The 21,414-nt window shown below is 75.7% G+C and carries 15 protein-coding genes; 1 reads left to right on the top strand and 14 read right to left on the bottom strand.

Annotated elements, in window-relative coordinates; genetic code table 11:
* Positions 1 to 3: 3 nt before the first annotated feature.
* The 3 genes from QE405_RS04265 to QE405_RS04255 all read right to left on the bottom strand — a co-directional run bounded on the left by QE405_RS04265 (position 4) and on the right by QE405_RS04255 (position 2,024).
* The gene (locus QE405_RS04265; RefSeq protein ID WP_307198971.1) at positions 4 to 198 is read right to left on the bottom strand and encodes a Trm112 family protein; all 195 of its coding nucleotides are present in this window, start codon (positions 196 to 198) and stop codon (positions 4 to 6) included.
* On the bottom strand, positions 195 to 1,568 hold the full coding sequence (locus QE405_RS04260) for a phosphomannomutase/phosphoglucomutase (RefSeq protein WP_307198970.1): 1,374 nt from the start codon (positions 1,566 to 1,568) through the stop codon (positions 195 to 197). Before QE405_RS04260 ends, QE405_RS04265 begins: the two co-directional genes overlap by 4 nt.
* A 69-nt stretch (positions 1,569 to 1,637) precedes the next feature.
* Positions 1,638 to 2,024, bottom strand: coding sequence for a DUF3499 family protein (locus tag QE405_RS04255; protein WP_373459480.1), 387 nt, complete (start codon positions 2,022 to 2,024; stop codon positions 1,638 to 1,640).
* A 118-nt stretch (positions 2,025 to 2,142) separates the two neighbouring features.
* Here QE405_RS04255 and QE405_RS04250 point away from each other — a divergent pair, with 118 nt between their 5' ends.
* Positions 2,143 to 2,640, top strand: coding sequence for a metallopeptidase family protein (locus QE405_RS04250; RefSeq protein WP_307198968.1), 498 nt, complete (start codon positions 2,143 to 2,145; stop codon positions 2,638 to 2,640).
* A 12-nt stretch (positions 2,641 to 2,652) separates the two neighbouring features.
* Here QE405_RS04250 and QE405_RS04245 read toward each other — a convergent pair whose 3' ends face one another.
* From QE405_RS04245 to QE405_RS04195, 11 genes are all read right to left on the bottom strand, one after another.
* Positions 2,653 to 4,167: a DUF5719 family protein gene (locus tag QE405_RS04245; protein WP_307198967.1), complete on the bottom strand. Its 1,515-nt coding sequence runs from the start codon at positions 4,165 to 4,167 to the stop codon at positions 2,653 to 2,655.
* On the bottom strand, positions 4,164 to 7,379 hold the full coding sequence (locus tag QE405_RS04240) for a glycosyltransferase family 2 protein (RefSeq protein WP_307198966.1): 3,216 nt from the start codon (positions 7,377 to 7,379) through the stop codon (positions 4,164 to 4,166). Before QE405_RS04240 ends, QE405_RS04245 begins: the two co-directional genes overlap by 4 nt.
* Before the next feature lie 167 nt (positions 7,380 to 7,546).
* Complete coding sequence (locus QE405_RS04235; RefSeq protein WP_307198965.1) at positions 7,547 to 10,357, bottom strand: DEAD/DEAH box helicase family protein; 2,811 nt, start codon at positions 10,355 to 10,357, stop codon at positions 7,547 to 7,549.
* Entirely contained in the window at positions 10,341 to 13,373 is a 3,033-nt protein-coding gene (locus QE405_RS04230) for a bifunctional [glutamine synthetase] adenylyltransferase/[glutamine synthetase]-adenylyl-L-tyrosine phosphorylase (protein WP_307198964.1), read from the bottom strand. The genes QE405_RS04235 and QE405_RS04230 overlap by 17 nt, the downstream gene beginning before the upstream one ends.
* Position 13,374: 1 nt before the next feature.
* Entirely contained in the window at positions 13,375 to 14,142 is a 768-nt protein-coding gene (locus QE405_RS04225; RefSeq protein WP_307198963.1) for a type 1 glutamine amidotransferase, read from the bottom strand.
* Positions 14,143 to 15,480: a glutamine synthetase family protein gene (locus QE405_RS04220; protein ID WP_307198962.1), complete on the bottom strand. Its 1,338-nt coding sequence runs from the start codon at positions 15,478 to 15,480 to the stop codon at positions 14,143 to 14,145.
* A gap of 9 nt (positions 15,481 to 15,489) precedes the next feature.
* Positions 15,490 to 17,565 (bottom strand): NAD(+) synthase, encoded by a 2,076-nt coding sequence (locus tag QE405_RS04215; RefSeq protein WP_307198961.1) that lies wholly within the window; start codon positions 17,563 to 17,565, stop codon positions 15,490 to 15,492.
* A 49-nt stretch (positions 17,566 to 17,614) separates the two neighbouring features.
* Entirely contained in the window at positions 17,615 to 17,932 is a 318-nt protein-coding gene (locus QE405_RS04210) for a metal-sensitive transcriptional regulator (protein WP_307198960.1), read from the bottom strand.
* Positions 17,929 to 20,250, bottom strand: a complete 2,322-nt coding sequence (locus QE405_RS04205) for a heavy metal translocating P-type ATPase (RefSeq protein ID WP_307198959.1) — start codon at positions 20,248 to 20,250, stop codon at positions 17,929 to 17,931. Before QE405_RS04205 ends, QE405_RS04210 begins: the two co-directional genes overlap by 4 nt.
* Entirely contained in the window at positions 20,234 to 21,202 is a 969-nt protein-coding gene (locus QE405_RS04200) for a heavy-metal-associated domain-containing protein (protein ID WP_307198958.1), read from the bottom strand. Before QE405_RS04200 ends, QE405_RS04205 begins: the two co-directional genes overlap by 17 nt.
* A complete protein-coding gene (locus QE405_RS04195) occupies positions 21,202 to 21,411 on the bottom strand; it encodes a heavy-metal-associated domain-containing protein (protein WP_307198957.1) in 210 nt (69 codons plus the stop codon). Before QE405_RS04195 ends, QE405_RS04200 begins: the two co-directional genes overlap by 1 nt.
* Between the last annotated feature and the right edge of the window lie 3 nt (positions 21,412 to 21,414).

Genomic DNA, 21,414 nt, shown 5'->3' with positions numbered 1-21,414 from the left:
GCCTCAGGCCCGGCGCGCCTCGTCGACGAGCAGCACCGGGATGCCGTCGCGGACGGGGTAGCCGTAGCCGCAGTCCACGCAGACCAGCTCGTCGCCGTCGGTGCCGGTGGGGCCATCGGTGGGGCCGTCGACCAGCTCGCCGCGGCAGTTGGGGCAGACGATGATGCGGCGCAGCGTCGGGTCGATGGAGGCGCTCATCCGCGGATCACCGCCAGCACGCGGTCGCGCACGTCGATCATCGTGGCCTCGTCCTTGCCCTCCACGTTGAGGCGCAGCAGCGGCTCGGTGTTGGAGGCGCGGACGTTGAACCACCAGTCGCCGCCGTCGACGGTGAGACCGTCGAGCTTGTCGATCGTGACGCCGTCCTGCGCGCCGTACGTCTCCTCCAGCTGCGTGAGCACCGCCTGCTGGTCGGCCACGGTGGAGTTGATCTCGCCGCTCATGGGGTAGCGGTCGTAGTCGGCCAGCAGCTGCGACAGCGGCACGTCGGTGCCCGCGAGCGCGGACAGCGCGTGGAGCGCGGCGAGCATGCCGGAGTCGGCGCGCCAGAAGTCGCGGAAGTAGAAGTGGCCCGAGTGCTCGCCGCCGAAGACCGCGTCGGTCTCGGCCATGGTGGCCTTGATGTAGGAGTGGCCCACGCGGGTGCGCACCGGGGTGCCACCCTTCTCGGACACGATCTCGGGCACGGCCTTCGACGTGATGAGGTTGTGGATGACGTTGGACCCCGGGACGCGGGCGAGCTCGCGGTCGGCGATGAGCGCCGTCAGCGTCGAGGGCGAGATCGCGCGGCCCTGCTCGTCGACCAGGAAGCAGCGGTCGGCGTCGCCGTCGAAGGCGAGACCGATGTCCGCCCGCTCCTCGAGCACGCGGGCCTGGAGGTCCACCAGGGTCTCCGGGTCGATGGGGTTGGCCTCGTGGTTGGGGAAGGACCCGTCGAGCTCGAAGTACATCGGGACCAGGTCCACGACGTCCTCGAGGCGCTCGAAGACGGCCGGCGCCGTGAGGCCCGCCATGCCGTTGCCGGCATCGACGACGACCTTGAGCTTCCGACCGCCGACGGGGGCCAGGGAGAGCACGTGCGCGGCGTACGCCGCGAGCACGTCGTGCTCGGAGATGCTGCCGGTGCGGGCGGCGGGGGCGGGCTCGTCCCCGGCGACGAGGTCGCGGATCTCGGAGAGGCCGGTCTCGGTGCCGATCGGCACGGCGTTGGCCCGGCACATCTTGATGCCGTTGTACTGCGCCGGGTTGTGGCTCGCGGTGAACATCGCGCCCGCGTGGCCCAGGTGGCCCGAGGCGAAGTAGAGCTGGTCGGTCGAGGCCAGGCCGATGAGGACGACGTCGGCGCCCTGGTCGGCCGCGCCCTGCGCGAAGGCGCCGGCCATGCCGGGCGAGGAGGGCCGCATGTCGTGGCCGACGACGACGGTGGGCGCACCGGTGACCTGCACGAACGCGGCGCCCACCCGGCGGGCGAACTCCTCGTCGAGCTGGTCGGGGACGGTGCCCCGGACGTCGTAGGCCTTGAAGACGGCGGCGAGGTTGGACGGGGAGAGCGATCCGCTGGGCGCCATGGCGAGGAGCCTAGGGCATGCACCGCGGCACCGGGGGCCGACCGGGGCAGCTCCCGGCCGGGTCGTCGCTCAGCGCGGTGTGGGGTCCGTCTCCAGCACGCGGAGGTGACCGCGGCGCTCGCCGCGCTCGGGGCGTCCGGGCGGACCGGGACGGCTCCCGCGGGGGTCCTCCTCGGCGTACGTCGGACGGTCGTGCGGCACGACGTGCGGGGGCCGCGACGTCGGGGAGGCCGGGCGCACCGCGGCCTCGCGCACCGCGTCGGCGAGCGCGAGCAGGTCGTCGTCGGTGTGGACCGGCGCCGACGGCACGCTGGCGAGCCGGAGCACCTCCCACCCGCGCGGGGCCGAGAGCCGCTCGGAGTGCTGCTCGCACAGGTCGTAGGCGTGCGGTTCCGCCGTCGTCGACAGCGGCCCGAGCACGGCGGTCTGGTCGGAGTAGACGTACGTCAGCGTCATGGCCGCGGGACGACCGCAGGCGGTGCGCGAACAACGACGGGCTGACCTCACGGGGAGCACCGTACGCCGTCGTCGGTCGCCACCGGACTAGGCTCGCGGCCGACGAGAGGAGATGTCGGTGACGCAGCACGGGGACGTCCCGGGGGCGGTGCCCGCGACGGGACCGGGACCCGGGCCGGAGGACACGCCCGCGGCGTACCGACCCCGGCGGCGCGACCGGCACGGGCGCGGCGGACGCGGCCCCGGCCTCGCCCCCTCCCCCGGCCTGCGCGACCCGCGGCCCACGCGCAGCCAGCGCTTCGACCGCATCGTGCTGGGGGTCGTGGGGCACGTCGACGCGCCCTGGCGGGCGGAGCTCGGCGAGCTGGAGTACGTCGTCGAGGAGATGCCGCTCCTCCCCGACGGGTGGACGGACGAGGCGCCCCTCGCCTCCGTCGTGCCGGCGACCGCCGACCACCCGCCGCGGGTCGTGTTCTTCCGCCGCCCCCTGGAGCGGCGCAGCGAGACCCGGCTCGACCTCGAGGAGCTCGTGCGGCGGGTCGCCACCGAGCAGCTCGCCGAGCTGCTGGGCGTCAGCCCCGAGACCGTCGACCCGGACTACGACCCCGACGCCTGAGCCCCGCCGGTCTCACTGCCAGGCGCGCCGGGCGGTGGGCACGAGGTCGGTGGTGATGGTCGGCACCAGGGCCAGCACGGAGGCCCGCGAACCGGCCCCCGTGACGAGCGCGGCGCGCACGTCGACGCGCGGGTCGGTGGGCGCGACGTCGACGCGGGCCGTGCCCTCCGGCAGGTCGAGGGCGGTCGCAGCCCCGGCCCCGAGCGTCACGTCCTGCTCGAGCAGCACGTCGCCGGACGCACTGCGTGCCACCACGGGCACGGCGACCTCGCCCGGCGCCCGGGAGTCGAGCACCAGGCGCCGCGCGCCCGCCCCGTCGGGCAGCACGCCGGTGAGCGCGCCGGACGCGACGTCGGTCGGGACCGGCGCGGTCGTGACGGAGCCGACCTCGGCGGCACCGGCGCCGGAGCGCAGGCTCGCGACCACCGCGGTGCCGGAGGTGACGCGCACGCCGGAGGCTCCTCCGCCGCCCTCGGCGAGGGCCTCGCCCAGCACGTCCGTCAGGTCGAGCGTGGCGACCGCGCCCGGCGCGACGACGAGCCCGTCGGCGAGGCTGGTCGGGCGGACCGGGCCGGACGTCCCCAGGACGTCCACGTCGATCCGGGTCGGGGCGTCGCCGGGGTTGGCCACGAGCAGGGTGCGCGCCGTCGCCCCGTCACCGGGCAGGCCCAGGATCGTCGCCTCGGTGGTGGGCTCGGCGACCAGCGGGGCCCAGGTCGTGCCGCCGCGCGACCCGTCGAGCGGCTGCATGGTCTGCAGGGCGGCGATGCCGAGACGACCGCGGGCCACGTCCACGTGCACGGCGAGGTCGCCGAGGGTCGGCACGAGCTCCGCCAGGTCGAGGCGGCGGGTCTCGCCCGTCCCGACGACCAGCGAGCGGATCTCCGGGGCGTCGACGGGTCCCGACTCGTCGTAGAGCGACAGGCGGGCGACGGCCGAGCCCGGGTCGGGGTTGGTCAGCTCGAGCACGCTCGAACGCTCCCCACCGGCGCCGAGGCCGACGAACCAGCCGCCGACATCGGGGGTGCGGCAGGTCGTGCCGATCCCGCCCGAGGCGTCGAACCGGGCGGCGGCGAGACCCGGCGCGGCCCCGCCGGAGCCGCGCACCACCACGGCGGCGCCGCTGTCGACCGCGGCTGCGCCACCGGCGTCGAGCGCCACGTCGGCGGCGTCCTCGAGGTCCTCGGCGGCCGCGGGCGTGTCGAGCGGGCTCGCGGTCACGTCCCCGTCGGCGTCCGGGCCCGTGCCCACGCGCACGACGCCGTCGGTGGGGACGACCGTGTCGGGCTCGTCCGTGCCGGCCAGCACCCCGGCCGACGGGCAGACGAGGGTCGAGGCCGTGCGCGCCTCCGCGGTGGGCGCGGTCGCCGGCGGCTGCGGGGCACCGACCCGCACGGCGGCGACGGCGAGCGCGACCAGCAGGGGCAGCACGACGGCGGCGACGATCGCGGGGTCGATGCGCCGGCGGCCGGGCTGGGCCGGAGCGGCTCGACGCCGACCGGTCGGGCGGACCTGCTCCTCGCTCACGCGACGCTCCCCTCGGGATCACGGGACGGCGCCGCGGACGCGGCGCCGGGGGTGCGGCCGCGACCCGGCCGCGACGGCAGGCTCGGGCCCGCCATCACGAGCACGACGACGACCGCGACGCCCTGCACGAGCAGGAGCAGGGCGCGCCCGACGCCCGTCGAGCCGTCGTCGACCGCGTCGGCGGCGGGCTGCTCGACGAGCTCCCAGGCCCGGGTGTCGGGGTCGGCCGCCGAGGCGGGCTGCAGACCGGCGACCGAGTCGAGCACGGCGCGGATCGCCGGGTCGGCCGGCGCGGGCAGCACGATGTAGGAGATGCCCGCCGCCCGCAGCCGGTCGAGCTGCTCGGCGCTCGGCGTCGAGACGAGGGTCCGCACGTCCTCCCGCATGGTCTCGTCGACCGGGGTGAGGCCCGCGATCTCCTCCTCGCCCAGGCGGAGGCCGTCCTCCCGCCGGACCTCGAACGTGAGGCCGGTGCGCACCGAGCCGTCGAGCACGAGCACGCCGTAGGAGGGTGAGGTCTCCGAGCGCTGCGCCATGTAGGCCGGGATGGCCTGGTCCCGGTCGTCGTCCGCCACCGCGGCGCCGGGGCCGACGAACCACGCCAGGCCCGCGAGGGGCACGAGCGCCAGCACGAGGACGGGGACGACGCCGAGGGCGGTGCGCACGCGGCGTACCCGGTCGGGCCGGTCGGGCCGGTCGGGCCGGTCGGGCCGGTCGCGACGGCCGGCGGCGAGCAGGCCGACGCCCTGGGCGCCGAGCACGACCGCCACCACCGCGGCCCCCTGCAGCGCGACGACCACGAAGCCGACGGCCGCGGGGGTCTCGCCGGCGGCGAGCTCGAAGACCGGGAGCGCGAGGAGGCTGGCGGGGCCGGCGACGGCCAGGGCGATGGCCCAGCAGCCGACGACGGCGAGGCGCGTCGCGGGGACCAGCAGCGCGAGCAGGGCGAGGGCGGCGAGCAGCAGGCCGGTCCAGGCCGGGGCGGCGTGGTCGGCGAGGTGCCCCGTGAGCACGTCGGTGGGGCTGAGCACGTCGTAGGGCAGGCGTCCCGCCTCGCCCACGAGCGCGACCAGGTCACCCTGCAGGAGGGTCGGCACGAGCCAGGGCGACAGCAGCACCGCGGGCGTCGCGAGCATGACGGCGACGGGGGCCACGACCCCGCCGAGCACCGAGCGCTCGAGCAGGCGGCCGCGGGCGACGGCCACGGCGAACACCGCGACGAGGGCGACCACGCCGAGCACCAGCCACCAGGCGGCGGCCACGAACGCGACGACGACCGTGAGCAGCAGGCCCGAGCGCCAGCCCGCCCGCCAGCGCCGGTCGCGCTCCGGGTCGGCGAAGCCGAGGGCGGCGTGCACGAACCACGGCAGCACCGCGGCGGCCACGACCACGCCGAACCGCCCCGCGCCCCAGGCGCCGCTGGTGACGGGGACGAGGGCGTACGTCGTCGCGCCGACCCCCAGCAGCCACGGGGACGCACCCCGCGGGTCGACGAGCCGGGCCGCCACGCCGAGCAGGCGCCAGGCGCCCCAGAGCGCGACGGGGACGGCGAGCACGAGGACCACGGAGACGGCGACCGCGGGTCCACCCGGCAGGAGCCAGGCGAGCAGGGCGAGGAGCGCGACGTAGGCCGGGGCGGGCACGTCGCTGCCGGTGCCGAGGGGGTGGGTCGAGGAGAGGTGCAGGTCCCACCACGCGCCCGTCGTCGCGGGCGCCGGCGCGAGCGCGCCGCCCGAGACGGCACCGAACGCCTCCCGCGCGCCCACCAGGCAGAGCAGCACCACGGCGGTGAGCACGAGGGCGACAGGACTGGTCAGGTAGCGCACGAGCCAGCCGGTCTCGGCCCCCAGCTCGTCGTCGTCGCTGCCGCTCGCGGGGCGGTCGGGGCGGTCGCCGGGGTAGGCGGCCCGCGTGCCCGCGCGACTCGCGTCGGCACGCTCGCGCTCGGCCCGGGCGCGGGCGTCGCGGCGCCGGTCCGCGACGTCGGTGGCGTGGGTGGTGAGCGAGCCGAGCAGCTCCCCCGCCCCGTCGAGACCGTGGCGGAAGGGCAGCCACCAGGGCGCGAGCAGCGGGCGCACCTGGGCGTCGGGGGCCGTGCGGCTCGCCCTGCGCGCGGCACGGAGGCGGCGCAGCTCGCCCGGCCGGGCACACACCGCGGCCATCGCGACGACCTCGTCGACGGCGACGCCCGGTCGGCGGGTGAGCAGGAAGCCGAGCGCGCGCAGGAGGCTGCCGACCACGACACGGAGGTAGGAGTTGAGGAACCGCCGGCTCGAGGAGTTCGCGAGCAGCACGAGGAGGTGGGCGCGGCGCTCGGCCTCGTGCGGGTGCCGGCCCACGAGCGTCGAGCTGCGGAGGCCGCGGTGGGAGGCCTCGGCGTGGAAGACCACCGCGTCGGGCGCGACCACGACGCGCCGACCGGCGGAGGCGGCGCGCCAGCCGAGGTCGAGGTCCGTGCCGAGCACGGGCAGGGCGGGCTCGAAGCCCCCGAGGTCGCGCAGCAGGCCGGGCCGCACGAGCATCCCGGCGGTGTTGACGGCCAGGACGTGGCGGGTCGCGGCGTACTGGCCCTGGTCGTACTCACCCCGCTCCAGGCCCGTCTCCCGACGGCCGGTGCCGTTGATGGTCACGCCCACCTCGAGGAGCCGCTTCAGGGAGGGCCACTCGCGGAGCTTCGGGCCGACGACGTCGACGGGGGTGCCGGCCAGGGCCTCCTGCTCGGCGCACTCCAGCAGCCGTTGGAGCGCGTCGGGCGCGGGGGCGGCGTCGTCGTGGACGATCCAGAGCCAGCCGTCCGCGCGCCCGTCCTGCTCGAGGCGGCCGAGCGCGGCGTCGACGGCCTCGGCGAACGGGGTCGACGCTGGCAGGTCGAGGACGTTGTCGTGACCGAGGGCGGCGTCGAGCAGGTCACCGCTGCCGTCGGTGCTGCCCGTGTCGACGGCCAGCACCGCGCCCGCCGCCACGGTCTGCCGCGCCAGCGCGTCGAGCACCGTCGGCAACCAGGTGGCACCGTCGTGAGCGACGAGGAGGACGGTGACGGCCGAGGCGTCGACGGGGACGGCCGCGGTCGCGGGCCCGTGCCCCTCGCGCAGGTCGGCCCAGTGGTCCTCGCCCTCGTCGGGCGGCGGCACGGCCACCGGCACGGCGCCCGTGGCGAGGCTGGGGTGGCTCGGCTGCGGCGGGCCGTCGGGGGGAAGCACGGCGTCGGTCACGATCGGCCACCCTACGATCCGCGCCTGAGAGGGGGCCAACCCGCTGGGGGGCCCGCTGTCACTTTCCCCGGTCGACCGGGGAACTAGCCGCTTTGACCATCAAATTCGATGGTCGAAGTGACACTTTCCCCGGTCGACCGGGGAAAGTGTCGGATCCGAACGGCCCCTCAGGCGTGGGCGGCGAGCACGCCGGCGCCCTCGGGGGTCGTGGTGGCGACGGCCACGTCGCGGCCGCCGGTCCAGCGCGCCCAGCAGGCGGCGTACGTCGCGGCGCGGTCCGCGTCGTCCCCGATCACCGAGGGGACCGCGAACCAGGCCTCGTCGTCGTGCGTCACCTCGCCCCGTCGGGCGGCGCGCCGCACCGACCGGGGGTCGCCGCGCTCGGACGGCGGCGACAGCAGCGGCACGGAGACGAGGAAGCGGGCATCCTCCAGCGGGCCGATCGCCTCGGCCAGGGCGGCCGAGAAGACGTCCTGCTCCCACGGTCCCGCGCCGCGGAGGACCGCGTGGTAGGAGCCGTCCGCGCCGATCGCCAGCTCCGCGTCGTCGGCGGGGACGTGGGTCAGGCCGAGCTCCAGCAGCCCGTCCGCGACGGCGCCGGCGACGTGCTGCAGGCCGGGCCCGCGGCGGGCGTGGTCGAGCACGTCCTCGCCGTAGAGCCGCAGGTCGACCCGCCGCAGGGCGACGGCCCGCAGGGTCTCGATGGTCTCCGAGACGACGCCGGAGACCGATTCCCCGCGCATCGACAGGTGGATCGAGGGCCGCTCGGGCGGCCTCCGCGGCTCCACCACCGTCCCCGGCGGCGGGAGCTCGACGGTGCGGTGGGTGACGAACCCCCGCAGGGCGCCCTCCGACGCACGGCGCCGTCCCACCCCGGTGGGCTCCCCCGTCGCCCACGCGTCCCGGATGCCCTCCAGGTCCGCCGCGCGCCGCATCGCGGTGGCGTTGAGCTCGGCGAAGCGGCTGGCCGGCGGCGCCGCGCCGTCGAACGGCTGCGGCCACCACAGCGACCCGGCGCCCACGTCGAGCCCGCCCGCGGGGTGGGGCGCGACGTACCCCTCCAGCTTCGCCACCAGGCGCTCCCAGTCCTGCGCCCCGCTCGGGTGGCCCTCGGCGACGCAGACGGGGGTCCAGTTGACCGCCACCTTCTCGGGCCACGTCGGGTCGGTGCGCAGCGACCGGCCGCGCACCTGCACGGCCGACTGGTGGGTGGTGGGGGTCGTGAGGTCGACGACGCCGGTCACGCACCGCGCGTCCCAGCCCTCGCCGAGCACGCTGCGGGTGCCGACGAGCACCTGCGTGCGGCCCGCGGTGAGGAAGGCGGTCACCTCGCCGATCCAGCGGTGCGCCTGCCACGGCAGCGACCCGTCGGGCCGGCGCTCCCCGACCAGCCGCGCGAGCGGCACCCGCCCCGCCTCGGCGCTCGCCAGCGGCACGGGCACGACCCGGAGCGTCGCCCCCAGGCCGGGGTCCCGCTCCGCCACGAACGCAGCGAGGTCGGCCATGGCCGCGGGCGTTCCCGCGACGGTGCGGCCGGTGACGAGCACCGGGTGGAGCAGGTCGGTCGCGTGGTCGTGGGTGAGCTCGTCGAGCACCGCCCAGGCGGAGCCCGCCTTGCCGTCGACGACCCCGCGCACGGTCATCGGCACGGTCGACGACGCGCTCTCGTGGTCGGTGAGCACGAGCATCCGCATCCGTGGCCCGAGCACGCCGAGCGTGTGGTGGAGGATCTCGACGCAGGCCACCGACTTCGCCTCCGACCGTGCGAGCACCCGGTCGGCCATCTCCCGGCCGCGCCGCACGCCGTGGCGGGTCCACACCCAGCCGACCGCCGGCAGGGTACGGCGCAGGACCGCCAGCACCTCCGCGTCCCGCGGGTCGTCGCTCGGCGCGATGCAGCGGCGCAGCCAGTCGTCGACGAGCAGCATCCGGTCCTCGATCGTCGGGGGCCGACGGTGCTCGCGCCGGAGGCGTGCCCCGCCCGGCAGTTCCACCTCACGGGCGTGGGCGTGGCGCAGCAGGGCGTCGGCGACGGCCGGGTCCGCGGCGGCGAGCGACGACCACGACACCCGGCGCCGCCACGACCGCGTCGGCGTGACGAAGCGCTTCCGCAGCCACTCGCGCAGCGACGTGGTCCCGAACCCCGGGGCCTCGAGGAGCGCCAGGAGCTCGGCCAGGCGCAGCGGCGCCTCCCCCATCCACGTGACCTCCGCCGCCGTGGGCTCCGTGAACCAGGCCAGCTCGGCGTAGGGCGCCAGGTCGCCCTTCCGCACCAGGTCCACGGTGCTCGCCTGGTAGGCCGTCGACCCGAAGTACGTCGTCAGCGCGAGCCGCTGCTCCCCGCCGACCCCGCCGCGGGGCGTGCCCGTCAGTGCCACCACGCTGGCGTTGCCCAGGTGGGCGAGGGTCTCGACCAGCAGGGATCCCCAGGCCTCGAGCAGGTGGTGCGCCTCGTCGAGGATCACCAGCAACGGGCTGAGCTCGGTGAGGCGCGCGACGAGGTCGCTGCCGTTCTCGTGCAGGCGCGCGCCGATCTCGGCGTCGGCGATCCCGTCGATCTCCTCCGGCAGCTCGAGCGGGTCCCCCTCGGGGTCGACGGCCGGGTCGGGGTCGGGCTCCTCCGTCGGCGGCACGAGGTGGGCCACCGCCTGGAACGTCAGCACCGTCACCGCGGCGGCGACGGAACGGTGGGCCGAGGCCTCCAGGCCCAGGTCGGCGGCGGCGGCGATCCACTGCCCCTGCACGGCGGTCGTCGGCACGAGCACGACGACCGTCGCCCCGGTCGCCTCACGGGCCAGCTGGGCGAGCCCCAGGCCCACGTAGGTCTTGCCCGAGCCCGGCGGCATGACGACCCACGAGCGCAGGGGCACCCCGTCGATCCGCTTGCGGCGCTGGTCGGCCTGCACCGCGGCGAACGCCGCGCGCTGGTGCTGACGCCACGTCAGGCCGGCCGGGCGCGCCTCACTCCCAGAAGACACGGTCGACGACGGCGCGTGCGTGGCGCGTGGTGCGGAGGTGGTCGTTGACGAGCGCGTCCGCCTCACCCGGTCCGTAGCCCAGCACCGACGCCACCGCGGCGCGCTCCCGCGGGTCGCGGGGCAGCTGGTCGCCGGGCTTGCCCCGCACCAGCGTCACGGCGTTGCGCATGCGGCTCACCAGGCGCCACGCCTGGGCGAGCGTCTCCGCGTCCTCCGCGGCCAGGAGGTCGGCCTCCTCGGCCGCGGCGAGGGCCTCGATCGTGCGGGGGGTGCGCAGCGCCGGCACCTGTCCCGCGTGCCGCATCTGGAGCAGCTGCACCGTCCACTCGATGTCGGCGAGACCGCCGCGCCCGAGCTTGAGGTGGGTGGCGGGGTCGGCCCCCCGCGGCAGGCGCTCGGTGTCGACGCGGGCCTTGATGCGGCGTACCTCCGCCACGGCGTCGTCGTCGATGCCCTCCGCCGGGAACCGCAGCGGGTCGACGAGCTCGTGGAACCGTCGCCGCAGGTCCTCGTCGCCGACGACCGCGTCGGCGCGCAGCAGCGCCTGGAACTCCCAGACGTGCGACCAGCGGGAGTAGTACGCCGCGTAGGAGTCCAACGTGCGCACCAGGGCGCCCTGCCGGCCCTCGGGCCGCAGGTCGGCGTCGACCTCCAGCGCCGGGTCGGGGCCTGCGACGCCGAGCTGGGTGCGGAGCTCGCTGACGACGGCCTTGGCGAAGCCGCCGGCCTCGTCCTCGCGGCCCGGCACCGGGTCGTGCACGAACATGACGTCGGCGTCCGAGCCGTAGGACAGCTCGAAGCCGCCGTACCGCCCCATCGCCACCACCGCCATGCGCGTCGGCGCACCGTCCAGCCGCCGCTGCGCGACGAGGCGCGCGACGACGGACTGGAGGGTCGCCTCGAGCGTCGCGTCGGTCAGTCGCGACAGCGCGGCCCCGACGGTGTCGACGTCGTTGACCTCGAGCAGCTCGCCGGCGGAGATGCGGAACAGCTCCCGACGCCGTACGCCGCGGATCGCGCGCACCGCGCCCGCGAGGTCGTCGTGGCGGCCGGCGCTCGCGAGCATCTCGGTGGTGAGCGTCTCGGCCGAGAGGGGCGCCAGGTCCTGGGCGAGGATGCGGACGCCCTCGGGCTCCCGCTGGAGGAGGTCGGTCGCGTAGCGCGAGGTCGCCAGCAACCGCGCCAGCCGGTGGGCGACCTCGCCCTCGTCGCGCAGCGTGCGCAGGTACCACGGTGTGGTGCCGAGGCTCTCCGAGATGCGGCGGAAGCCGAGCAGGCCCGCGTCGGGGTCGGGCGCGTCCGCGAACCAGTCGAGCAGCGCGGGCAGCAGCGCGCGCTGGATGGCCGCCGTGCGGGACACGCCGGCGGTCAGCGCCTCGAGGTGACGCAGGGCCGCCGCCGGGTCGAGGTAGCCCAACGCGGCGAGCCGACGCTCCGCGGCCTCCGGCGAGAGGCGGCTCGCCTCGCCCGGGATGCGGGCGACCGCCTCCAGCAGGGGCCGGTAGAACAGCTTCTCGTGGAGCCGGCGCACCTCGCGGCGGTGGTGGCGCCACTCCTTCTCCAGCCCGGTCACCGGCTCGCGCAGGTGGTGCATCGACCGGCCGAGACGGCGCACGTCGGCCTCGTCGTCGGGCACGACGTGGATGCGGCGCATCTGCCACAGCTGCATCCGGTGCTCCAGCGTGCGCAGGAACGCGTAGGCCTCGTGGAGCGCCGTGCCGTCCTCGAGGCCCACGTAGCCCCGGCTGGTCAGCGCCGCGAGCGCACTGAGCGTCGTCGGCATCCGCACGTGCTCGTCGGAGCGGCCGTGCACGAGCTGGAGCAGCTGCACCGCGAACTCCACGTCGCGCAGCCCCCCGGAGCCGAGCTTGAGCTGGCGCTCCGCCTCTCGGGCGGGGATGTGGTCGAGCACCCGGCGGCGCATGGCCTGCACGTCGGTGACGAAGTTCTCCCGCTCCGCGGCCCGCCAGACGAAGCCCTGGGCCATCTCCAGGTACGCCGCACCCAGCGCCGCGTCGCCCGCCACCGGGCGGGCCTTGAGGAGGGCCTGGAACTCCCACGTGCTGGCCCACCGGTCGTAGTAGGCCTCGTGGCTCGCGAGCGTGCGCGACAGGGTGCCGCGGCGGCCCTCCGGGCGGAGGTTGGCGTCGACCGGCCAGATCGTGCCCTCGCCCGTGTGGTCGGAGCAGACCTGCATGAGCTGCGACGCGAGGCGGCTCGCCGTGCGGAGCGCCGCGTCCGCACCGACGACGGGCTCACCCGCCGCGTCGCGGGCCGGCTCGTGCACGAAGACGACGTCGACGTCGGAGACGTAGTTGAGCTCGTGCCCGCCGCACTTGCCGAGCGCGACGACGGCCAACCGCACGGTCGCGGCCTGCTCCCCCACGCGGCCCCGGGCGACCGCGAGGGCCGCCTCGAGGGTGCCCGAGGCCAGGTCGGAGAGCTCGGCCGCGACGTCGTCGACCCCGAGGTGGTGGGCCAGGTCGCGGGCGGCGAGGCGGAGCAGCCACCGCCGGTACTCCACCCGCAGCCCGTCCAGCGCGGCCCGGTCCAGGTCGGGGGTGCTGACGTCCGCCACCGGGTCGGCCGCGGCCGGGTCGGCCCCGACCGCGCGCAGCAGGCCCTCGCGGATCGCCCAGGCCGCGGGACGGGTCGAGCCCAGCGTCGGGTCGGTCAGCTCCCGCCAGTGCCCCGGGTGCTTCGCGAGGTGGTCGCCGAGCGCGGTGCTCGCGCCCAGCACGGACAGCAGCCGCATGGCCGTGCCCTCGTCGTCGGCCACGGCGCCGAGGAGCGCCTCGGCGCCTCCGGCGACCCCCTCCGCGTCCACCTGCTCGGCGAGGCGGACCAGCCCGGCGAGGGCCACGTCGGGATCGGCGGTGCGGCCGAGGATCCCCAGCACGGCTCCGGCCCGCTCGCCCAGGCCCGCGAGCCGCTGGCCGGCGGTGTCCACGTCGGCGAAGCCGGCACGCAGGAGGACGCCCCGGCTCGGCGGTCGCCCCGTCACGGCACCGGCCACGTCAGGACGCCTCCGACAGCGAGGCCCCCCGCCCGTCGCCGGGGAGGGCTGCGGAGCGGGCGAGCCCGGCGAAGCCCTGGGCGAGCACCCGCCAGGTCGCGGCGAGGGCGGCGTGCGCCTCCTCGACGGCGTCGAGCAGGGCGGCCTGGTCGAGCCCCCGGGCAGCGTGGACCTCCGCGTCGGAGGCGGCCCACGCCGCGACGACCGGACGGTCGGCCTCGGGGTGGAGCTGCACGCCCCAGACGGTCGGCGCGAGGCGGGCGGCCTGCACCTCGCCACCCGGCGTGCGGGCCAGCACGACGGCACCGGCGGGCAGTGCGGTCACGACGTCGTTGTTCCAGTGCACGGCGACCGGCTCCGGGCGGGCGGCGACCACGGCGGCGAACAGCGGGTCGGACGCCGCCGCATCGGTCCAGCCCACGGGGGTGACGCCGACCGTCTGCCCGTTCACGTTGCGGTCGACCGCGCCACCCAGCGCGACGGCGGCCAGCTGGTGGCCCAGGCAGATGCCGAGCGTCGGCAGGCCCCGCTCCGCCGCCTCCCGCACGAGCGCCCGCACCGCGGGCAGCCACGGGGCGACCTCGTCGTCCGTCGCGCCCGGCGAGCCGCCGAGCACGAGCACCCCGGCGTACCCCTCCAGCGTCGGCAGCACGACGGCCGGGTCGTCGACGCGTCGCACGTCGAGCTCCACCCCGCCCTCGCGGAGCCACGGCCCGAACAGCGCGGCCGGGCAGTCGGCCTGGTGCTGGACGACGAGGAGGGTCGGCACTCAGATCACCGGGAGCATGAGGTCGCGCTCGAAGGCGGAGACCTGCGTGCGGTACTCCTCCCACTCCGCGCGCTTGTTGCGCAGGAAGAAGTCGTAGACGTGCTCACCGAGCGCCTCGGCCAGCAGCTCGGAGGAGTCGGCGACCTCGATCGCCTCGGACAGCGTCGTCGGGAGCGGGTCGATGCCGAGGCTCTTGCGCTCGCGCTCGGTCAACGACCACACGTCGTCCTCCGCCTCGCGGGGCAGCTCGTACTCGTTCTCGATGCCCTTCATCCCGGCCGCGAGCACCACCGCGTAGGCCAGGTAGGGGTTGCAGGCGGGGTCGAGCGTGCGCAGCTCGACGCGCGTCGACTGGCTCTTGGTCGGCTTGTACATCGGCACGCGCACCATCGCGGAGCGGTTGTTGTGGCCCCAGCAGATGTAGGACGGCGCCTCGCCGCCCCAGAGCAGCCGCTTGTAGGAGTTCACCCACTGGTTGGTGACCACCGAGATCTCGCCGGCGTGGCGCATGATCCCGGCGATGAAGTGCCGGCCCGTGCGCGAGAGCTGGTATTCCGCGCCCGCCTCGAAGAACGCGTTGCGGTCCCCCTCGAACAGCGACAGGTGGGTGTGCATGCCGGAGCCCGGGTGGGTCGTGAACGGCTTCGGCATGAAGGTCGCCCAGATGCCCTGGCTCAGCGCGACCTCGCGGATGACGGTGCGGAACGTCATGATGTTGTCGGCGGTGCTCAGCGCGTCGGCGTACCGCAGGTCGATCTCCTGCTGACCGGGCCCGCCCTCGTGGTGGCTGAACTCGACCGAGATGCCCATGGCCTCGAGCATCGTGATCGCCTCGCGGCGGAAGTCGGAGCCCATCGACTGCGGCGTGTGGTCGAAGAAACCCGTGCGGTCGACCGGCACCGGGTCGACGCCCACCTCGGGGATGTTCTTGAGGAGGTAGAACTCGATCTCGGGGTGCGTGTAGAAGGTGAAGCCCTTCTCCGCCGCCGCCGCGAGGTTGCGCTTGAGCACGAACCGGGGGTCCGCGAACGACGGGCTGCCGTCCGGCATCACGACGTCGCAGAACATGCGCGCCGTCGACGGCCCCGTCGCCCGCCACGGGAGGATCTGGAACGTCGACGCGTCGGGCAGCAGCAGCATGTCGGACTCGTAGACCCGCGCGAAGCCCTCGATCGCCGAGCCGTCGAAGCCGATGCCCTCGGAGAAGGCCCCCTCGAGCTCCGCGGGAGCGACCGCGACCGACTTCAGGTGACCGAGCACGTCGGTGAACCAGAGCCGGACGAAGCGGACGTCACGCTCCTCGAGAGAACGGAGAACGAAGTCTTCCTGCTTGCCCATGGCGTCACCCTAGTGGTCGGCGCCGGGCACCCGCTCCAGGTCCGCCAACCACGCCGCCGCCGTCGCGTCCGAGGGCATGCGCCAGTCGCCCCGGGGGCTGAGCGTGCCGCCCGCGACGACCTTCGGCCCGTTGGGGAGCGCGGACCGCTTGAACTGGTTGGCGAAGAAGCGGCGGACGAACACGTCGAGCCACCGACGGATCTCGGCGAGGTCGTACTCGGCGCGCCGGTCGTCCGGGAAGTTCGGCGGCCACTCGCCCGCCTCGCGGTCCGACCAGGCGTGGCGGGCCAGGAGCGCGATCCGGCTCGGCGCCATGCCGTAGCGCAGCACGTGGAAGAGGGTGAAGTCCTGCAGGGCGTAGGGCCCCACGCTGTCCTCGGTGCGCTGCGGCAGCCCGTCCTCGCGGGTCGGGATCAGCTCGGGCGTGATCTCCTGCTCGAGGATCTCGCCGAGCACGGCGTTGGTGTCGTCCCCGAACTGCCCGCTGCCGATCACCCACCGGATGAGGTGCTGGATGAGCGTCTTCGGCACGCCGCCGTTGACGTTGTAGTGCGACATCTGGTCGCCCACGCCGTAGGTGCACCAGCCGAGCGCCAGCTCCGAGAGGTCGCCCGTGCCCAGCACGATCCCGCCGCGGTGGTTGGCGAGCCGGAAGAGGTAGTCGGTGCGGAGCCCGGCCTGGACGTTCTCGAAGGTGACGTCGTAGACCTCCTCGCCCCCGGCGTAGGGGTGCTGCAGGTCGACGAGCATCTGCCGCGCCGCGCCGGTGATGTCGATCTCCTCGAAGGTGACCCCGAGCGACTGCGACAGGCGCGTCGCGTAGGACTTCGTCGTGTCCCCCGTCGCGAAGCCCGGCAGCGTGAAGGCGTGGATGTCGCTGCGCGGCCGACCGAGGCGGTCCATGGCCTTCGCCGCCACGATGAGGGCGTGGGTGGAGTCGAGACCGCCGCTCACGCCGATGACGACCTTGGGGTGCCAGGTGGCGCCGCCGATCGCCTCGAGGCGGCGCTCGAGCCCGGAGACCTGGATGTTGTAGGCCTCGTAGCAGTCCTGTGCCAGGCGCTCCGCGTCGTCGGGCACGAAGGGGAACCGGTCGACCTTGCGCCGCAGCCCGACGTCGCCGGTGGGCGGGTCGAGCTCGAGCTCGACGACCCGGAAGTCGGTGTCCCCGAGCACCGCGCGACGGTTGTCGTCGAAGGTGCCCGTGCGGAGCCGCTCGAGCCGGGTGCGGTCGAGGTCGGTGTCGACGATCGTGCGGCGCGGGCCGTCGGGGAAGCGCTCCGACTCCCCCAGCAGCTCGCCGTGCTCGTAGACCATCGTCTGCCCGTCCCACGACAGGTCCGTGGTCGACTCGCCCTGGCCCGCGGCGGCGTAGACGTACGTCGCGAGGCAGCGCGACGAGGCCGAGCGCGCCAGCAGGTGCCGGTCCTCGGCGCGGCCCACCGTGATCGGGCTGCCCGAGAGGTTCGCCAGCACCGTCGCGCCGGCGAGCGCGGCGAGCGCGCTGGGCGGGACCGGCACCCACATGTCCTCGCAGACCTCGACGTGGAGCACGAGGCCGCGCACGTCGGTCGCGGCGAACAGCAGGTCGTCGCCGATCGGCACCTCGTGGCCGGCCAGCTCGATGGTGCCCCCGAGGTCGTCGCCCGGGGCGAACCAGCGGCGCTCGTAGAACTCACGGTAGGTCGGAAGGTAGGACTTCGGGGCGACACCGAGCACGCGACCGCGGTGCACGACGACGGCGGCGTTGAGCACCCGGTTGCCGTGCCGAACGGGGGCCCCGACGACGAGGATCGGCAGCAGGTCCGTCGATCCGTCGACGACCTCCTCGATCGCCTCCAGCGTGGCGTCGAGGAGCACGTCCTGGAGGAAGAGGTCCTCGGCGGAGTACCCGGTCAGGCAGAGCTCCGGGAACACGGCGACCGCGACCGCCTCGTCGTGGCAGGCGCGGGCCTGCTCGAGGACGGCCCGGGCGTTGGCCGCGGGGTCGCCCACGGCGACGGGGAGCGTCACCGCCGCCACGCGGGCGAAGCCCTGCCCGTAGATCGAGGCCCAGTCCTGGTCGTCACGCGTCGCCGAGGTCACGAGGTCGAGTCTGCCGCACCGGCGGGCGGTCGGGACGGGGGCGGGGGCCTCAGGAGCGCACGAGCCGCGCGATCGCCGCCGACGCCTCCTTGAGCTTCGCGTCGGCCTCGTCGCCGCCCGCGTGGGCCGCGTGCGCGACGCAGTGCTCGAGGTGGTCGTCGAGCAGGGCCAGCGCCACGCCGCGCAGCGCGCTCGTCACGGCGCTGATCTGCGTGAGGACGTCGATGCAGTACTGGTCCTCCTCCACCATCCGGTGGATGCCCCGGGCCTGCCCCTCGATGCGCTTCAACCGCGCGAGGTACTTCTTCTTGTCCTCGCTGTAGCCGTGCGGCCCGGCATGCTGCTCGTGCCCCTCGTGCTCCGTCATGCGGTCGTCCTCCCGGGACTGGTGGTGCGGGCCGCGAACGTGCGGAGCCGCAGGCTGTTGCCGACGACGAAGACGCTGGAGAACGCCATCGCCGCGCCGGCGAGCATGGGGTTGAGCAGCCCGAGGGCCGCGAGCGGGATGGCGGCGACGTTGTAGCCGAACGCCCAGAACAGGTTGCCCTTGATCGTGCCGAGCGTGCGCCGCGCGAGCCGCACGGCGTCGGCCGCCGACCGCAGGTCGCCGCGCACCAGCGTGATGTCGGCCGCCTCGATGGCGACGTCGGTGCCGGTGCCCATCGCGAGCCCGAGGTCGGCCTGCGCGAGGGCGGCCGCGTCGTTCACGCCGTCCCCGACCATCGCGACCACCCGACCCTCGGCCTGGAGCCGGCGGACCACGGCGACCTTGTCGGCGGGCAGCACCTCGGCGACGACCTCGTCCCCCGTCTGGTCGATGCCGACCTCGGCCGCGACGCGCTCGGCCACGGCCCGGTGGTCGCCGGTCAGGAGCACGGGCCGGAGCCCGAGGGCGCGGAGCGCGGCGATCGCCTCGGCGCTCGTCGGCTTCACCTCGTCGGCCACGGCGAGCACGCCGCGCACCCGACCGTCCCAGCCCACGACCACCGCGGTGCGTCCCGCCGCACCGGCCGTGGCGATCGCGTCGGACAGCTCGTCCGGTACGGCGAGGCCCGCGTCCGCGACGTACCCGGGGCGCCCGACGAGCACGGTGCGCCCCTCGACCTCGCCCTGCACGCCGCGGCCCTCGACGGAGCGGAAGCCCGTGACGGCCGGGAGCGGACCCGCCTGCTCGGCACCGGCCACGACGGCGCGGGCGATGGGGTGCTCGGAGCCCGCCTCGAGGGCTCCGGCGACCCGCAGCAGCTCGTCGCGGTCCTCGCCGGCGGCGGGCAGCACGTCGACGAGGGTCATCGTGCCGGTGGTGACGGTGCCGGTCTTGTCGAGCACGACGGTGTCGACGCGACGCGTGGACTCCAGCACCTCGGGGCCCTTGATGAGGATGCCGAGCTGTGCGCCGCGGCCGGTGCCGACGAGGAGCGCGGTCGGCGTCGCCAGCCCGAGGGCGCAGGGGCAGGCGATGATGAGCACGGCCACGGCGGCCGTGAAGGCGGCCTCGATCGGGAAGCCCGCGCCCCACCAGACGCCGAGCGTCGCCACGGCGATCGCCATGACCACGGGCACGAAGACGGAGGAGACCCGGTCGGCGAGTCGCTGCACCTCGGCCTTGCCGGACTGGGCGTCCTCCACGAGCCGCGCCATCTGCGCGAGGCGCGAGTCGGCGCCGACCCGGGCGACCCGCACGACGAGGCGGCCGCTGGTGTTGACGCAGCCGCCGGTGACCGCGTCGCCGACGGTGACGTCGACGGGCAGCGACTCACCGGTCAGCATCGAGGCGTCGACGGCCGAGCCGCCCTCGACGACCTCGCCGTCGGCGGCGATCTTCTCGCCGGGGCGCATGACGAAGAGGTCCCCCACCGCGAGGTCCCCGACGGGCACCCGCTCCTCGCGGCCGTCCCGCAGCCGTGCCACGTCCTTCGCACCGAGCTCGAGCAGGGCGCGCAGGGCGGCGCCCGCGCGACGCTTCGAGCGCTTCTCGGCGTAGCGGCCGGCCAGCACGAAGGCGGTGACGCCGGCGGCGACCTCGAGGTAGACGTTCGCGGTGCCGTCCGTCGGCGCCACGGTCAGCTCGAAGCCGTGGGTCATGCCGACCTCGCCGGCCGACCCCCAGAAGAGCGCGTAGACCGACCACGCGAGCGCCGCCAGCGTGCCGACGGAGATGAGGGTGTCCATGGTGGCGGCGCCGTGCCGGGCGTTGGCGAACGCGGCGCGGTGGAACGGCCAGGCGCCCCAGACCACGACGGGCCAGGCCAGCGCGAGGGAGAGCCACTGCCAGTAGTCGAACTGCCACGCGGGCACCATCGCGAGCGCGATGACGGGCACCGCGAGCACGGTCGACCCGACCAGCCGGTCGCGCAGGGCGTGCAGCTCGGCGTCGGCGCGCGTCGTACCGGGGTCCTCGGTCGCGCCGTCTCCGCCGGAGGCGGTGGGTGCCGCGGGGGGCGGGGGCAGCTCGGCCGTGTAGCCGGTGCGCTCGACCTCGGCGACGAGGAGGGCGGGGTCGTAGCCCTCCGGCACGCGCACGCGCGCCTTCTCGGTGGCGTAATTGACGCTCGCCTCGACGCCGTCGAGCTTGTTGAGCTTCTTCTCGACGCGCATCGCGCACGAGGCGCAGGTCATGCCGCCGATGAGCAGTTCGACGTCCTCCAGCGGCGCGTCCGTGCGCGGCTCAGTGCTGGTGGTCATGTCCGTGCTCCTCTCCCCCGTGGTCGGTGCCGTGGTCGCTCGCTCCGGCGTCGAGCACGAACGGTGCGGTGTGGACCTGCCCGTCGACGACGACGTCGAGGTAGAGCAGGTAGCGGCCGGACGTCGGTGCGCTCGCGTGGAACGCGATGTCCGGCCCGGCGCGGTCGTCCGGCGCCGGCGCGTCGCCCTCCGGGTGCACGTGGAGGTAGCCGAGGTCCGACTGCCGCAGCGCCACGAGGTGCCCGAAGGCACCGAGGTAGGGCTCCAGCGTCGTCACCGGCTCGCCGTCCCGCTCGACGTGGGCGACGAGCTCGCCGCCGGACCCGCCGACGGACAGCTCGCCCTCGAGCCGTACGACGAGGCTGCCGACCCGCGCCGTCCGCACCTCCCCGAGGGGTCGGGAGGGCACGACCTCGCCACCGACCTCGACGGTCGCGCCGAGGGTGGTGGTCTCCCCGCCGGCGGGCACGAAGTCGGCGATGACGCGGTAGCTGCCGGCCGTGTCCCAGGTCCAGGGCAGCGACCAGGTGCCGTCGGCGTCGAGGGTGGGGTGCACGTGGCGGAACCCCTGGCCGTCCGTGCGCACCACGACCAGGTGGAGGTCGCGCTCGTGGCTCTCGTCGTAGTCGGTCAGCGGCGCGCCGTCGGCGTCGACCAGGCGGAACGCCAGCGTCCCCGGCGTGCCCGGCGCGGTGGGCGCCGCGAGGTCGACGAGCTCGTAGCCGTTCGCGGCGACGGCGAGGCCGCCGACAGCGGTCTCCTCGCCGTGGTCGCCGTGGCCGTGGTCGCCGTGGCCGTCGGCGCCGTGCTCGTCACCGTGCCCGGCGGGGGCGCGCTCGCCCCACGCCTCGACGACCGACGACGGCACCACGGCGGCCCCCACGGCGTAGGAGCCGCCGAGCACGACGAGCAACCCGGCGCCGAACGCGGCGAGACGCGGGGCGGTGCGCATCAGGCGCGGGCCGCGACGTACCCGGCCTCGTCGACGGCCGCCACCACGGCGGCCTCGTCGACGGGCGTGGACGAGGTCACGACCAGGCGGCCGGTCGCGGCACTCACCTCGAGGGACTCGACGCCGGCCACCTGGCCGACCTCCTCGCGCACCGCGGCCTCGCAGTGGCCGCACGTCATGCCCGTCACCTGGAACTCGGTGGTCGTCATGGG

Origin of the sequence: Nocardioides zeae, from assembly GCF_030818655.1 — a bacterium.
GTDB classification, from domain to species: domain Bacteria; phylum Actinomycetota; class Actinomycetes; order Propionibacteriales; family Nocardioidaceae; genus Nocardioides; species Nocardioides zeae_A.
The sequence above is the reverse complement of the archived record's forward strand: the minus strand, read 5'-3'. Positions and strand labels throughout refer to the sequence as shown.